This window comes from Sphingomonas swuensis, assembly GCF_039538045.1.
GTDB lineage: Bacteria > Pseudomonadota > Alphaproteobacteria > Sphingomonadales > Sphingomonadaceae > Sphingomicrobium > Sphingomicrobium swuense.
Genome location: NZ_BAABBQ010000001.1, coordinates 1,401,046 through 1,415,908, shown reverse-complemented (window position 1 = coordinate 1,415,908; position 14,863 = coordinate 1,401,046). Strand labels below are relative to the sequence as shown.

Annotated in this window: 13 protein-coding genes and 1 other RNA gene; 3 read left to right on the top strand and 11 right to left on the bottom strand. The window is 67.6% G+C overall.

Annotated elements, in window-relative coordinates:
• Positions 1-133: 133 nt before the first annotated feature.
• Entirely contained in the window at positions 134-1,591 is a 1,458-nt protein-coding gene (locus ABD727_RS07035) for an NAD(P)(+) transhydrogenase (Re/Si-specific) subunit beta (protein ID WP_344708036.1), read from the bottom strand.
• Between the two features lie 53 nt (positions 1,592-1,644).
• Positions 1,645-1,932 carry an NAD(P) transhydrogenase subunit alpha part 2 gene (locus tag ABD727_RS07030; protein ID WP_344706678.1) on the bottom strand — a complete coding sequence of 96 codons (288 nt, stop codon included), beginning with the start codon at positions 1,930-1,932 and terminating at the stop codon, positions 1,645-1,647.
• Positions 1,933-2,078: 146 nt separating this feature from the next.
• On the opposite strand from ABD727_RS07030, the gene ABD727_RS07025 reads away from it, so the two are divergent.
• Complete coding sequence (locus tag ABD727_RS07025) at positions 2,079-4,367, top strand: EAL domain-containing protein (RefSeq protein ID WP_344706677.1); 2,289 nt, start codon at positions 2,079-2,081, stop codon at positions 4,365-4,367.
• A gap of 341 nt (positions 4,368-4,708) precedes the next feature.
• On the opposite strand, the gene ABD727_RS07020 is transcribed toward ABD727_RS07025, so the two are convergent.
• Complete coding sequence (locus ABD727_RS07020; protein WP_344706676.1) at positions 4,709-5,914, bottom strand: FAD-dependent oxidoreductase; 1,206 nt, start codon at positions 5,912-5,914, stop codon at positions 4,709-4,711.
• Positions 5,915-5,943: 29 nt separating this feature from the next.
• A complete protein-coding gene (locus ABD727_RS07015) occupies positions 5,944-6,156 on the bottom strand; it encodes a hypervirulence associated TUDOR domain-containing protein (protein ID WP_344706675.1) in 213 nt (70 codons plus the stop codon).
• An 82-nt stretch (positions 6,157-6,238) separates the two neighbouring features.
• On the opposite strand from ABD727_RS07015, the gene ABD727_RS07010 reads away from it, so the two are divergent.
• Positions 6,239-7,969: a cation:proton antiporter domain-containing protein gene (locus ABD727_RS07010; protein WP_344706674.1), complete on the top strand. Its 1,731-nt coding sequence runs from the start codon at positions 6,239-6,241 to the stop codon at positions 7,967-7,969.
• A 7-nt stretch (positions 7,970-7,976) separates the two neighbouring features.
• On the opposite strand, the gene ABD727_RS07005 is transcribed toward ABD727_RS07010, so the two are convergent.
• From ABD727_RS07005 to ABD727_RS06990, 4 genes are all read right to left on the bottom strand, one after another.
• Positions 7,977-8,447: a hypothetical protein gene (locus ABD727_RS07005; protein ID WP_344706673.1), complete on the bottom strand. Its 471-nt coding sequence runs from the start codon at positions 8,445-8,447 to the stop codon at positions 7,977-7,979.
• A gap of 35 nt (positions 8,448-8,482) precedes the next feature.
• On the bottom strand, positions 8,483-11,131 hold the full coding sequence (gene alaS / locus ABD727_RS07000; protein ID WP_344706672.1) for an alanine--tRNA ligase: 2,649 nt from the start codon (positions 11,129-11,131) through the stop codon (positions 8,483-8,485).
• A gap of 48 nt (positions 11,132-11,179) precedes the next feature.
• Positions 11,180-11,575 (bottom strand): MAPEG family protein, encoded by a 396-nt coding sequence (locus ABD727_RS06995; RefSeq protein WP_344706671.1) that lies wholly within the window; start codon positions 11,573-11,575, stop codon positions 11,180-11,182.
• Positions 11,576-11,663: 88 nt separating this feature from the next.
• Positions 11,664-12,062 (bottom strand): BLUF domain-containing protein, encoded by a 399-nt coding sequence (locus ABD727_RS06990; protein WP_344706670.1) that lies wholly within the window; start codon positions 12,060-12,062, stop codon positions 11,664-11,666.
• Between the two features lie 131 nt (positions 12,063-12,193).
• Here ABD727_RS06990 and ffs point away from each other — a divergent pair.
• An RNA gene (gene ffs / locus ABD727_RS06985) (signal recognition particle sRNA small type) lies at positions 12,194-12,291 on the top strand.
• Positions 12,292-12,340: 49 nt separating this feature from the next.
• Here the strand turns inward: ffs and ABD727_RS06980 are convergent.
• From ABD727_RS06980 to ABD727_RS06970, 3 genes are read right to left on the bottom strand one after another with little or no spacing between them, the layout of a single operon-like run.
• The gene (locus ABD727_RS06980) at positions 12,341-12,643 is read right to left on the bottom strand and encodes a 2Fe-2S iron-sulfur cluster-binding protein (protein WP_344706669.1); all 303 of its coding nucleotides are present in this window, start codon (positions 12,641-12,643) and stop codon (positions 12,341-12,343) included.
• A complete protein-coding gene (locus tag ABD727_RS06975; RefSeq protein WP_344706668.1) occupies positions 12,640-13,731 on the bottom strand; it encodes a cysteine desulfurase family protein in 1,092 nt (363 codons plus the stop codon). The genes ABD727_RS06980 and ABD727_RS06975 overlap by 4 nt, the downstream gene beginning before the upstream one ends.
• Complete coding sequence (locus ABD727_RS06970) at positions 13,728-14,813, bottom strand: cysteine desulfurase family protein (protein ID WP_344706667.1); 1,086 nt, start codon at positions 14,811-14,813, stop codon at positions 13,728-13,730. The genes ABD727_RS06975 and ABD727_RS06970 overlap by 4 nt, the downstream gene beginning before the upstream one ends.
• Positions 14,814-14,863 lie beyond the last annotated feature (50 nt).

The following is a 14,863-nucleotide window of genomic DNA, read 5'->3' as shown; positions in this document are numbered from 1 at the left end:
GCCAAATAGTTAACGTCGCTCTTGTTGCGCAGCGGCGCGCCGCGGACAAGCGGGTGAAGGGCAATTTGGGGGCAGATTAACGCGGCAAAGGCGGACTGTGGCGAGGGAGAGACAAAGCGTTGCGTCAGTGTTTCTACCCCAGCGCCTTGACGATTTCCTCGACCATCTTCTTGGCGTCGGCGAGCAGCATCATCGTGTTGTCGCGGTAGAAGAGCTCGTTGTCGACGCCGGCGTAGCCCGCACCGCCCATCGAGCGCTTGATGAACAGCACGGTGCGCGCCTTCTCGACGTCGAGCACGGGCATTCCGTAGATGGGCGAGCTCTTGTCGGTCTTGGCGGCGGGGTTGGTGACATCGTTGGCGCCGATGACGAAGGCGACGTCGGTCTGGGCGAACTCCGAGTTGATGTCCTCGAGCTCGAACACCTCGTCGTAGGGGACGTTGGCCTCGGCGAGGAGGACGTTCATGTGCCCGGGCATGCGGCCGGCGACGGGGTGAATGGCATATTTGACGCGCACCCCTTCCTTCTTGAGGAGGTCGGCCATCTCGCGCAGGATGTGCTGCGCCTGCGCGACCGCCATGCCGTAGCCGGGCACGATCACGACCTGGTCGGCCTGCTTCATCAGGAAGGCGGCGTCCTCGGCGCTGCCGCGCTTGTAGGGACGGTCGATGACCTCCCCTGCCCCGGCGCTCGCGGTCGCGCCGAAGCCGCCGGCGATGACGGAAAGGAAACTGCGGTTCATTGCCCGGCACATGATGTAGCTGAGGATCGCGCCCGAGCTTCCGACCAGCGCCCCGGTGATGATCATCGCCGAATTGTGGAGCGTGAAGCCCATCGCCGCCGCGGCCCAGCCCGAATAGCTGTTCAGCATCGAGACCACGACCGGCATGTCGGCGCCGCCGATCGGGATGATCAGCAGGAAGCCGATGGCGAAGGAGAGCGCGAGGATGGTCCAGAATATCCACGGACTCTGGTCCTGGGTGAACCAGCCGACCAGCCCGAGGATGAGGGCGAGGATGCCGAGGTTTATGACGTGGCGGCCGGGCAAGAGGATGGGCGCGCCGCCCATGTTGCCGTTCAGCTTGAGGAAGGCGATGACCGAGCCCGAGAAAGTGATCGCGCCGATTGCGACGCCGAGCCCGAGCTCGATCCGGCTGACGGGGTTGATGAAGAGGAAGCTGTTGGTCGCAATCGGGGTGACGCGCGTCGCGATCCCGAAAGCCTCCGGGTTGAGGAAGGCGGCGGCACCGACCAGCACCGCGGCGAGGCCGACGAGGCTGTGGAAGGCCGCGACCAATTGCGGCATCGCCGTCATCTGGATGCGGCGCGCGCCGACGATGCCGATGACCGCGCCGATGCCGATGGCGGCGAGGATCTCGACAAGGGCGACGGAATCGACCGCAAGGAACCGGGTCTCGTCCGCGGCGCCCCCGAACAGTTCACCGAAACCGAAGGCGACGAGCAGCGTCGTCACCACCGCGATCGCCATGCCGATCATGCCGAGGCGGTTGCCGCGCTGGCTGGTGGCGGGACTCGACAGGCCGCGAAGCGCGAGGATGAAGCAGACCCCGGCGACGAGATAGGCGAGCATCACCCAGGCGGGGGTGGCATGGGCGTTGGCGGCGTCGGGAACGGCGGGGAAGCTCACTCGGGCCGCTCCTTCTTCTTGTACATGGCGAGCATTCGGCTGGTCACCGCGAAGCCGCCGAAGATGTTGATCGAGGCAAGCACCACGGCGAGCAGGCCGAGCCACTTCGAGGTCGCGCTTCCGGACGCGGCGGCGGCGATCAGCGCGCCGACGATGATCACGGAAGAAATGGCGTTGGTCACCGCCATCAGCGGCGTGTGGAGCGCCGGGGTCACCGACCAGACGACATAATAGCCGACGAAGCAGGCGAGCACGAAGATCGACAGGATGGCAATGAAGTCCATGAGCCTCCCCTTGGGTTAGGGCAGTGCATGGCACAGCGATGCCTGCGTCCCCAAGTGCTAAATGGATAGGTCCGGACCGGACCTTCAATCGATTCACTCGCGCAGGGTTTCCGATTTCCTAACCTTTGATGGCGTAGGGGACGCCCATGCGCTCGGCACAGGAACAGGGCGGCGACGATCGGCGGGGCCAGCGCAAGCTGCTCCTGTGGGCGATCGGTGCTGCCCTCCTCTGCTGGGCTCTGCAGCTGGGGCAGCCGCTGGAAGATAGTCTGCGGGTCGTGCGCTATGCCTCGCATCCGAGCGACGCGAGCGGGCAGGTCGTACTGATCGGAATCGATGATCAAAGCCTGCAACGGGTCGGGACTTGGCCCTGGCCGCGATCGACCCAAGCTCGCTTGATCGACAAGGCGACCGCCGCGGGCGCCAAGAACATACATCTCGACCTCATCTACGACAGCCCGTCGCTGCCCGCCGAAGACCGGGCGCTGGCAGAGGCAATGAAGCGCTCACACAGGGTCGTCCTTGCGGATCGAGAGCGCCTTGGAACCGACCGGGCGATCAAGACCGAGCTTACCCGTCCTCTGCCCATGTTTGCTGACAATGCGCGGCTGGCCAGCGCAACGACTCTCTACGACTATCGCAATGCCGTCTGGAACAACTTCGTCAGCGTCGACGTCGCGGGTCGCCAGACGCCGACTTTTGCGGGGAGCCTCGCGGGCCGGACGGTGACGGACAAGCGCCAGTTCTGGATCGACTACTCCATCCGCCCGAGCACCATCCCTTACTATTCGGCTGCCGACCTCCTCAGCGGCAAGGTTCCAGCGAATGCCCTAGCAGGCAAAAGCCTGATCATCGGTCTCAACGCCGACCAGCTAGGAGACCAATTCTGGCTGCCGAGTCACGGCAGGCTTTCTGGCGCGTATGTGCATGCCATCGCGGCCGAGACCCTGTTGCGCGCAACGCCGGTCGATTACGGTGGGCTCCCGGCGCTCGCCATTGCCATCATGCTTTCACTTGCGGCGGTGTTGCGAGGGGGAACTCTCCGCCCATTCTGGCTCGTAGGCGGTATCACCAGCCTGCTCTTCATGCCTCTGCTTCTCGAACAAGCCTATGTCGCGGTCGACGTCGTTCCCGGGCTTGTTCTCCTCACGATCGTTTCATGGCGCTTGGCGGTACTCCGCATAAAGCGTCGCGGTCTCGTCCACGAACAGACGGGATTGCCGACCTTCGCGGCGCTTCGTGGCGGCGGGCGGATCGACAATCCGCTGGTGCTGGCCAAGATCCACAACTTCGCCGAGATCAGCAGCGCCCTCAACGAGGTCGAGCAGAAGGAAGCCTATCGGCAGATCATCGCCCGGCTGTCGGCGGGGCATCAGGATACCATCTACCAGGGCGACGACGGCACCTTCGCCTGGACGGTCCCGACCACCGCGCCGCTCGGCAACCATCTCGAGGCGCTCCACTCGCTTTTCCGCTCGCCGGTGCAGGTGGCGGGCCGCCAGATTGACGTCGCGCTGAGCTTCGGCGCCGAGCTCGGCCTGACCCGGACCCTCGCCAACCGGATCGGAAGCGCGGTGCTTGCCGCCGACGAGGCCTGGAACGAGGGGCTGCGCTGGAAGCTGCACGACCCGGCTCGACAGGAGGAGGTCAACTGGCGCGTCTCGCTGCTCGGCGAGCTCGACCAGGCGATCGACCAGGGCGAGGTCTGGCTCGCTTACCAGCCGCAATATGACATCAAGCGCGGCCAGATCATCGGTGCCGAGGCGCTCGCCCGCTGGACGCACCCGCACAAGGGCCCGATCAGCCCCTCTGAATTCGTCGCCGCGGCGGAGAACAACGGCCGCATCGCCAAGCTGACCGACTTCGTCCTCGATCGCGCCATCGGTGCGGCGGCGGCCGTAAATCGGCGCGGCGTGCCGTTCCAGATCGCGGTCAACCTGTCGGCGCGGCTGCTCAGCGACCGCGACCTTCTCGACCGGATCACGGCGATGCTCGCCGCGCACGACCTCGATCCGCGGCACCTCACCCTCGAACTGACCGAGACCGCGACGCTGCAGGACGCCGACAGCGGCCTTGCCACGCTCGATGCCCTGACCCGCCTCGGCGTGCGGATCGCGATCGACGATTACGGGACGGGCCTGTCGACCCTCGACTATCTAAAGAAGATCCCGGCGAACGAGATCAAGATCGACCAGAGCTTCGTCAAGTCGATGCGGGTCAACCGCTCCGACCTCATCATGGTCCAGTCGACCATCGCCCTCGCCCACTCGCTCGGCCGCACCGTTGTCGCCGAGGGAGTCGAGGACAAGCAGTGTCTCGACGAGCTCACCCGGATGGGCTGCGACGTCGCCCAGGGCTTCGCCATCGGTCGCCCGATGGGCGTTCGCGAACTGATCCAGCGCCTTCAGATCCGCTCGACCCGCCGGGTCGCCTGAACCCACTTCCCAGATCCTGATCGACCGGTCTCGTCTACTTCGGACGAGGTCGTTCTTTCGCGTGCTCTAGGAATCTGCCTAAGGAATTTGCCTAACCGTTTGCTAACCGTATCGATTAAGGTTAATACTGGACCTGTAACGGCGGCTTTGCCGTGCAACAGGGAGCAGTGTTATGTGGAGCTTCTGGAACTGGGCTTGGGGTTCGGGCGCCGCTACCGCAGGTGGCCGCGGCTGATTTCCTCCCGGCTTCGGCCGGGATGACCATAGAAGAACGTGATGCGCGTCGAGGCTTTGCCCGGCGCGCATTTTCGTTTCAGGTCTAGAGACTTAGGTCGAAAGGATTAGGCCGTGAGAAGTGGACTCAACCGCTCGTTGCGGATCCCGAAGCCGATCGCCCGCCCCGCCATCCGGCGCAGCGCGGGAAGCCGGTCCATCATCACCAGAGGCCATGGCGGGCGGCCGAAGGACTGCTCGCGAATCAGTGCCGGCGCGAGCACATGATCCTGCGCGATTCGCTGCACCGCCTGGATGATCGCGGTCGACGGAGCACGGCGGCGCTGCACCTGGGCGAGTAGCCGGTCGATCCCTTCCCCTTTCCGCAACGCCGGCGCGAGCAGGTTGGCGGCCGCGACCGCGTCCTGGATGGCAAGGTTGATCCCGATGCCGCCCATCGGGCTCATCGCATGCGCCGCATCGCCGATCGCCAGCAGGCCGGGGCGATGCCAGCGGCGAAGGCGGTCGAGGGTGACTTCGAGCAGGTGAAGGCGATCGAGCGACGGCAGCGCGTCCCCGAGCTCACCGAGTTCGGGCTCGATCCGCCGCAAGCTGTCGCGAAAGGCGCCGATGCCCGCATCGCGGAGCACAGCCGCGCTGCCCTTCGGAACAACAAAGGCGCACTGCCAATAAGCTCCGCGATCGACGCGGACGAGGATCCGCCCGCCCTCGACCGCGATTCGAAGCCCGCCGGAATCTGTCTCGCCGCGCGGCAGCTCGAACCAGAAGACGTCGATCGGCGAACCGAGATCGCGAAGCGGCAGCCAGCGGTCGCGCCGGACGATGCTGTGCCTTCCGTCGGCGGCGATCGTCAGCTGCGGGCGAACCTCAGAGCCGTCACTCAGCCGTGCGCCGACGATGCGGCCACCCTCCTCGAGCAGCTGGTCGGCGCCGAGGCCCATGTCGAGCCCAAAACCGGGAAGAGCGCTGGCCGCTTCGCGGAGGAAGTCGAGGAACTCCCACTGCGGCATCATCGCCACGAACGGCGTCGCGCTCCGCAGGGCCGCAAGATCGCCGACGACGAGCTCGCGACCGCCGATGCGCAGCCGGGCCTGTTCGAGCCTCTGGTGCGGGCGAGCCAGGAACGCCTCGCGCAGGCCGAGCTGGCCGAGCACCTCCATCGTCGAAGGGTGGACCGTGTCGCCGCGAAAATCGTGAAGGAAGTCGGCGTGCTTTTCGACCACCCGCACCCGCAGGCCTGCACGGGCGAACAGGAGGCCGGTCATCAGTCCGCACGGCCCGCCGCCGAGGATGAGGACGTCCTGGTCGGTCATCATCCTCCCTCTGCCGGAGCTTGCCGCAATCAGCCCTTCTTCAGCGAGCCCGGCTTGTGTGCGGCCTGCTTGCCGTCGTCAGTCTCGACCAGATATTCGGGATTGTCCTTGGAAGCGGCGACGTGGTGGCCCTTGATCTCCATCGGGCTGGTCAGCTTCTTCTTGACCTTGCCATGCGCCTCGCCGCCGCTGCTCGACCAGTGCACCTTGTCGCCGGCCTTGAAGGTCTTCTCGTCCGCCATCGATTTCTTTCCTTTCTCAAGATGAGCGGCAAACGGACGGGTGCGCGGCTTGGCTCCCGCCCCTTCTACGGTAGAAGGGCCTATGGCGGGCGAACTGGGCGGATCGGGATTTCATGACGCACTGGTGATCCTCGGTGCGGCCGGGATCGTCATTCCCGCCTTCGCACGCTTCCGGATCTCGCCGGTCATCGGCTTCATCCTCGTCGGGATCGCGGTCGGCCCGTCGGGGCTCGGCGGGCTCGCAGCCGAGCATCGCTGGCTCGAGCCGCTGACCATCACCGATCGCGAGCGGATCGAGCCCTTCGCCGAGATCGGCATCCTGATGCTGCTGTTCGCAATCGGGCTCGAGCTGAGCTTCCGGCGGCTGTGGGCGATGCGCGAACGGGTGTTCGTGCTCGGCGGCGCCCAGATGCTGGTGACCGGCGCGCTGGTCGCCGGGCTGCTGTCGCTCGGCGGGATGGGCATCGGCCCGGCGCTGCTGCTCGGCCTTGCACTGGCGATGTCCTCGACCGCGCTGGTGATGCCGATCGCAGGGACCGTCTCGGCGACCGGGCAGACCGCCTTCGCGATCCTGCTTCTCCAGGATCTCGCGCTGGTCCCGCTGTTGCTGCTGATCGACGCCAAGGGCAGCACCGAGGCGCTGGCAGCGGTGCTGCTGTCGGGGGTGGCGGTGATCGCCTCGCTGCTACTGCTCGGCCGCCGCCTACTCCCGCCCCTGTTCGCGCAGGCGGCGAGGACCAAGAGCCCCGAACTGTTCCTCGCGATCAGCCTGCTGGTGGTAATGCTCGCCAGCCTCGCCACCGGCGCGGTCGGGCTCGGCGCCGCGGTCGGAGCGCTCATCGCCGGGCTGCTGATCGCCGAGACCGACTATCATGCCGAGGTCGAGGTCATCACCGCGCCGCTTCGAGGGCTCGCGCTGGGCGTGTTCCTGATCACCGTCGGAATGCGGCTCGACCTCGGCGAGCTGGCGGCGCAATGGCCCGCGCTGCTGACCGCGACCGCGGGCCTGCTCGCCGCCAAGGCAGTGCTGATCCTGGGGCTGCTGCGATGGCGGGGGAGCCGGGTCGGGACCGCGATCGAGACCGGCCTCTTGATGGCGAGCCCGTCCGAGCTGACCCTGATCGTGCTTGCGAGTGCGCTCGCCGCCGGGCTGCTCGGGGCCGAGACTGTCGCCTTCTGGACGCTGGTGACCGCGATGGGGCTCACCCTCACACCCTTGCTTGCTGCGCTCGGCCGGCGGATGGCGCGGCGGATCGATCCGCAGGCGCTGAGCAGCGGCGCGTCGGACACGCGCGGACTGACCCTGGTGTTCGGCTTCGGCCGGGTCGGGCACATCATCGCCGACATGCTCGCCGAGCACGGCCGACCCTATCTCGCGGTCGACGGCGACATCGACTGCGTCGCCGCGGCGCGCGAGCAGGGCTACCGGGTGATCTACGGCGACGTCGCGCGCGGCGACGCGGTCGAACGCTTCGGCCTCGCCGAGGCGGGTGCGGTGGTGCTGACGATGGACGATCCGGTGCTGACGGTGCGGCTTGCGCACGATATCCGCGCCGCCTGCCCCGAGCTGTCGATCGTCGCGCGCGCCCGCGACGGCGCGCATGCCGCGCAGCTCTACAAGGCCGGCGCGACCGACGCGGTGCCCGAGACGATGGAAGGCTCGCTGCAGATGAGCGAGGCAGTGCTGGTCGACATCGGGGTCGCGATGGGCCCGGTCATCGCCTCGATCCACGAGAAGCGCAGCCAGCTTCGCGCCGCCATCCGCGAGGCGGGCGAGCTGGCCGAGGAACCGATGCTGGGGAAGCGGCGCTAGGCCGAACTCAGCGGCGCTTGAGTTCCAGCCGGAGGCCGTCGGCGCCCTGCAGGACGACGGGCTTGCCGCGCTCGAGCATCACGACCTGGTCGATCACCGCGGTTCGGGCGTCGGACGCGCAGCTCGCGTCCGGGCGATAGCTCGCCGCAACCCGGAAGCTTGCAGCGTCGCGCGCGACCGGCGACATCAGCAGCTTGAAGCCGGCATCGCCGATCTTGCGGCGGCAGCTCTCGTCGAGCAGCCGGGTCGCGTCACCGCGCGCGCCGACCTCACTGTAGGAGACCTTGAGCGTGCGATCGATCAGCAGCCGGTCTCCGGCCGCGGCGCGGATATCGACGGAGTCGTAGCGGCCGGTGACGAGATTACTGTCGATCCGTGAGGGGTAGGTCGAGACGGGTGGCATGCTCGTCGGCAGGCCGTTGCGTTCGGCAAGCGGCGACGACTGAAGGAGCATAGCAAGCAGAAGCGCACTCATCATGACTCATCTCCCATCCCGCCCCCCGGACTATGGCCTTACTTAGATAACATTGCGCGAATGGCTTCAAGCGCCTCGCTTGCCTTGTCCCCGTCGGGACCGCCGCCCTGCGCCATGTCGGGACGACCACCGCCGCCCTGCCCGCCGAGCGCCGTGACCGCAGCCTTGACGAGGTCGACCGCGCTTAGCGTGCCGACGAGGTCGGGGGTAATCCCGGCGGCGACCGAGGCGCGACCGTCGTTGACCGCGATCAGCGCGGCGATGCCCGAACCGAGCTGCTGCTTGGCGGCATCGACCTCGGAGCGGAGCGCCTTCGGATCGAGGCCTTCGATCACCCGGCCGAGGAACTTGTGGCCGCCGATCTCCTCCGGACCCGCGGCCTCGCCGCCGCTGCCCCCGCCGAGCGCTAGCTGGCGCTTGGCATCGGCAAGTTCGCGCTCGAGCTTGCGGGTCTGCTCGACCAGCGCGGCGACGCGCGCGGGCACTTCGTCGGGCGAGGCCTTGAGGGTGGCGGCGGCTTCACGCAGGCGCGCGTCGCGGCCTTCGAACCAGTGGCGCGCGGCCTCTCCGGTCAGCGCCTCGACCCGGCGAACGCCCGAGGAGACCGCGCCTTCGCCGATCACCTTGAACAGGCCGATCTCGCCCAGTGCGCCGACATGGGTGCCACCGCACAGCTCGAGGCTGTAGGTCTTGCCCTCGGCATCGCTGCCCATCGAGACGACACGGACCTCGTCGCCGTACTTCTCGCCGAACAGCGCCATCGCGCCCTCGGCGATCGCCTCGTCGGGAGTCATCAGGCGCGTGTCGACGCGGCCGTTGGCGCGGATGTGCGCGTTGACGTCGGCTTCGACCAGGGCGAGCGCGTCGGAGGGAATGGCCGTCGGTTGGCTGAAGTCGAAGCGCAGGCGATCGGGCGCGACTAGCGAACCCTTCTGCGCGACATGGCTTCCGAGCCGCTGGCGGAGCGCTTCGTGGAGCAAGTGGGTCGCGCTGTGATTGGCGCGGATCGACGAGCGACGGCCATGGTCCACCGTCAGATGCACCGCGTCACCGATCGCGACCGAGCCCCCGCTCAGCGTGACATGGTGCGACCAGATCTTGCCGAGCTGCTTGCGCGTCTCGGTGACCTCGGCGGCGAGTCCGTTTGCCCCGGTGAGCGTGCCGGTATCGCCGACCTGGCCGCCGCTCTCGGCATAGAAGGGGGTCTGGTTGAGGATCAGCTGGACGCTCTCGCCCGCAGCCGCTTTGTCGACCCGCGAGCCGTCCTTGACGATGGCGAGAACCTGCCCCTCGCCTTCCTCGCTGGCATAGCCGACGAACTCGGTCGCGCCATGCTCCTCGGCGATGTCGAACCAGACTTCTTCGGACGCGGTCTGACCCGAGCCCTTCCAGGCGGCACGGGCACGCGCCTTCTGCTCGGCCATGGCACTGTCGAAGCCGGCGCGGTCGACCTGCAGCCCCTGCGCGCGGAGCGCATCCTCGGTCAGGTCGTAGGGGAAACCGTAGGTGTCGTAGAGCTTGAAAGCGGTATCGCCCGACAGCGTTCCGCCCGCACCGAGTGACGCGGTCGCCTCGTCGAGTAGGCGAAGCCCGTTGGAGAGGGTCTGGCGGAAGCGGGTCTCCTCCTGGCGGAGCGTCGCTTCGATCAGCGGCTGGGCGCGGACCAGCTCGGGATAGGCGGCGCCCATCTCGGCCGAGAGCGCGGGAACGAGCCGGTGCATCAGCGGCTCGGCGGCACCGAGCAGGTGGGCGTGACGCATCGCGCGGCGCATGATTCTGCGGAGGACATAGCCGCGGCCCTCGTTGGCCGGGAGCACGCCGTCGGCGATCAGGAAGGAAGAGGCGCGCAGATGGTCGGCGATGACCCGGTGCGAGGCCTTGGACGTACCCTCGGCGCGCGTACGGGTCAGCTCTTCCGACGCGGCGATAAGCGCCTTGAAGGTGTCGGTGTCGTAATTGTCGGGCACGCCCTGCATGACCGCGGCGATCCGCTCGAGGCCCATGCCGGTGTCGATCGACTTGCTTGGCAGCTCGGAGACGATCTCGCCCGCCGCCTGCTCATATTGCATGAAGACGAGATTCCAGATCTCGACGAAGCGGTCGCCGTCCTCGTCGGGGCTGCCGGGAGGGCCGCCGGGGATGTGGTCGCCATGGTCGTAGAAGATCTCCGAGCAGGGACCGCAGGGGCCGTCGTCGCCCATCGCCCAGAAATTGTCCTTGGTGGCGATGCGGATGATCCGGTGGTCGGGCAGCCCGGCGATCTTCTTCCACAGGTCGAAGGCTTCGTCGTCGGTGTGGTAGACGGTGACGGTCAGCCGGTCGGGCGAAAGGCCCCACTCGCGGGTACACAGGGTCCAGGCGTGGGTGATCGCCTGTTCCTTGAAATAGTCGCCGAACGAGAAGTTGCCGAGCATCTCGAAGAAGGTGTGGTGGCGCGCGGTGTAGCCGACATTGTCGAGGTCGTTGTGCTTGCCCCCGGCGCGGACGCACTTCTGCGAGGAGACGGCGGTGCGATAGGGTCGCGTCTCGAGACCGGTGAAGACGTTCTTGAACGGCACCATTCCGGCGTTGACGAACATCAGCGTCGGATCGTTCTGCGGCACCAGCGGGGCGCTCGGCTGGCGGCTGTGTCCCGCGCCTTCGAAATAGTCGAGGAAGCTGCGGCGGATGTCGTTGGTCGAAGTCATGGCCGCGCCTCTAACACGGCCATGCTGCAGTGCGGAAGAGTGTCGAGATCAGCCCGCGATGCGGAGCGCGAGGGTGACGATCAGGCCGGCGAGAACGAGCACCGACAGTCCCGCGGAAAGAAGGAAGCCGGGCCCTCGCTTCTTCGCGTCGGCCGAGTAGGTGGCGACGTAGAGGATCCGGCCGAGGCTCCAGACCAGCCCGAACAGCGCGGCGGGAAGGTCGCCCCACAGCATGGCGGCGAGCGCCAGCAGCGGGACGAACAGGACCAGTTGCTCGACCGTGTTCTGCTGGGCGCGGAAGGCGCGCTCGAACGCCGGATCGCCGCTGCACGAGGGCGCCTCGACCTTGTAGCGCACCCTAGCGCGACCGGTCGACAGGATCGCCCAGACATAGACGGCGAGCGCCAGCAGCAAGGCCGCGATCGTCAGCGGATAATCGGTCATGTGGAGCCCCCTCCGGTGAACAGGGCCGAAGGGTGGCGCAGCGGCGGGGCGAGTTCAAGTGTGCGTAAGCGCGGCCCCGCGCGCCCGGTCAGGCAGCCGTGCTGTGGAGCTGCGCGAAGGAGCGGAATTGCGCCGCGATCGAGGGATCGTCGACATGCGCGACCAGCCGGTCGACCATCGCCTCGAGATTGTCGTCACTTGCCTGCTCGAAGCCCATCTCCCAGCTTGCGAAGGTGCAGCGGGTGATCGACTTGCGGCCAAGTTCGACGAGGGCGAAGTGGCGATCGTCCTCGCGGATGCGCGCATAGGCGCGCTCGCAGGCTTCTGCGGGTCCCTCGAGCAGCTGGAGAAAACGGCGACCGCCAACCACCAGCAGGCCGCTCAACCCGTCGCGCAGGTTATTGCGGCGCGAGGCCGACAGGATCGAGGCCAGCATCTCTCCGTCGGGAAGAGCACGGGCCGTGCTGATGTAGACAATCTGCTCCAAGGGACACTCCGTACGCCGTGCCCCCCGGCACCACGCGGCGTTAGCGGTCAGAATTTAACGGGGAGTAAATTGCGGCATCCTGTGGCCGAGCTGGCCTTCTTGCATGGTCGCCCTTGCTCCGCCATATGGCCCGCGGGAGTCGGGCGGACGGAATTGTCGCCAACCTGGTCAGGTCCGGAAGGAAGCAGCCACAACGATTTCGTTCCGGGTCGTTCCGGCTCCCACCCTTCGACAAGCGCCGATCCCGCCGACGTTTTCCCGAAAGGGAGTTGCGAGGGTCACGGCATCCGCACCATCATCTCTCCTCCGCTGACCGCCACCTGGCAGGCAAGCCTGCTGGTCGGTTGCGCGTCGAAGGCCAGGTCGAGGAGATAGTCCTCGTCCTCGCTCGGCGCGCCCGAGCGGGCGAAGCTGTCGGGGTCGAGCACGACATGGCAGGTCGAGCAGCTCATCTGCTTGCCGCAGGTGCCTTCGAGCGGCTGACCGGCTTCCTGCGCGACGTCGAGGAGATTGGCGCCCTCGTCGGCCTCGACCTCGCGATCGAGGCTTCCGTCGGGGCGATGGAAGCGGATCAGGGTCATGCCGCGAAGCGCCGCTGGGCCGAGACCGCGGCGCGGATCAGCGTGCAGGCCGAGACGATCTCCTCCTCCGTCGTGTAACGGCCAAAGCCGAGCCGGATGCTCGATCGCGCCTCGCGGTCCGACAGGCCGAGCGCGCGCAGGACATGGCTCGGACGGCCCGAGCCGCTGGCACAGGCCGAGCCGAGCGAGAAGGCGACCTGCCGGCAGTCGGCGAGCAGACGGGCGGTATCGAGCCCGTCGCGGCGCAGGTTGAGGTTCCCGCGATAGCGCTCGGTATCGCTGCCGTTGATCGTCCAGCCCTCGCCGAGCGTCGCGAGCGCAAGCCGCCACAACCCCTCGATATGGGCATGGTCGGCATAGCGCCGCTCGCCCGCCAGCGCGGCGGCGACCCCGAAGCCGGCGCACAGCATTGGCGACAGGGTGCCCGAGCGCAGCCCGCTTTCCTGCCCGCCGCCGTGAATGAGCGGCTCGACCATGACCCCGTCGCGCCGCCACAGGGCGCCAATCGCCTTGGGGCCGTGGATCTTGTGGGCGCAGATGGCGATGAGGTCGGGACCCTCCGGAACCGCCATGCGGCCGAAGCCCTGGACCGCGTCGCACAGCATCAGCGCGCCCGCCTCGTGCGCCATCCGGGCGATGTCGGCGACGGGCTGGACGACTCCGATCTCGTTGTTGACCAGCATCGCCGCGACCAAGGCAGTGGGTTGCCTGAGCGCGTCATGGAGCCGGTCGAGATCGACCAGCCCATCACTGCCGACGGGAAGGATTTCGACGTCCTGCCCCTGACCGGCGAGCCACTGCACGGTGTCGAGCACCGCAGCATGCTCGGTCGCCAAGGTGACGATCCGTCCGCGGACCGAGCGCAGCGCCATGTTGAGCGCCTCAGTGGCGCCCGAGGTGAAGACCACCGATCCACCGGCGGGAAACATCGCGGCAAGCTGGCTGCGGGTATATTCGATCGCCGCTGCCGCCTCGCGCCCCTTGCGGCTCGGGCTGTGCGGATTGGCATATTGGTCGAGCCACGGCAGCATCGCGGCCTTGACCTCGGGCGCGAGCGGGGTCGTCGCCTGATAGTCGAGGTAGATCATGCGGCGCGGGCCCGCGCTTCGGCGGCGAGGGCCGACCAGGCTTCGGCGAAGCGATCGACGTCGTTCTCGCTCGTCGACGGTCCGAAGCTCACCCGGATGACCTTGTCGGCGACGTCCGGATCCATGCCCATCGCAGCCAGCACGTGGCTCGTCTTGGTCTTGCCCGACGAGCAGGCGCTGCCGGCGGATACCGAAAAGCCGAGCGAATCGAGGCGCACGAGCTGGGCCATCGCGCTCATGCCGTCCATCGCATAGGCTCCGATCGTCGGGATCCGGCCGATAATTCCGCTGACGAGCCTAGCCCCATTGAGGAGCAGCCGGCTATCGAGCTTTCCGCGGAGATAGCCGAGGCGGTCCATGTCCCACGCCCTGGCCTCGAGCGCTGCGGCCCAGCCGAGGATCGCGGGGAGGTTCTCGGTGCCGCGGCGGTAGCCCCGCTCCTGGCCGCCGCTTGGAACGAGCAGTTTGAGGTCGCGCACCAGAAGCGCGGCGGCGCCGGGCGGACCGCCGACCTTGCTGCTGCTGACGATGAGGAGGTCGGCGGGCGGCAGCGCAAGCTTGCCCGCGGTCTGTGCGCAGTCGACGAGCAAATAGGAGCCGGCGAGGTCGACGACTTCGCTGATCGCCGCGATATTCTGGATGACGCCCGTCTCGCTGTTCGCGTGCTGCACCGCGACCAGCCCGCCGGGAATCATTCGAAGCCAGCTCGACAGGGCCTCCGGGGCGAGCAGTCCGTCGCTGCCGACCTGAAGGTCGAACCCCTCGCCTTCCGCTACCTGGGTCCGGATCGCGTCATGCTCGACCGTCGTCAACGCAGGTTTCGGGCCTTGCTGGCGGCAGCGGGCGAAGGCGAGGTCGGCCGCCTCGGTCGCGGTAGCGGTGAAGATGAGATCGCCGGTCCAGCCGAGCGCGGCCTTGATGCGGGCGCGGGCATCCTCGAGCGCGGCCTTGGCGGCGCGTCCGTCGGCGTGCGGGCTCGACGGATTGGCCCAGCGGCCGAGCGCCTCGGCCACCGCGGCGCGCGCCTCGGGGAGGACCGGAGTGGTCGCGGCATGATCGAGATAGATTCGGGACGCGCTCACTTATACCTTGTGATTGCTAGTTGACGCCTGCCCACTATATAGGCGCGCGC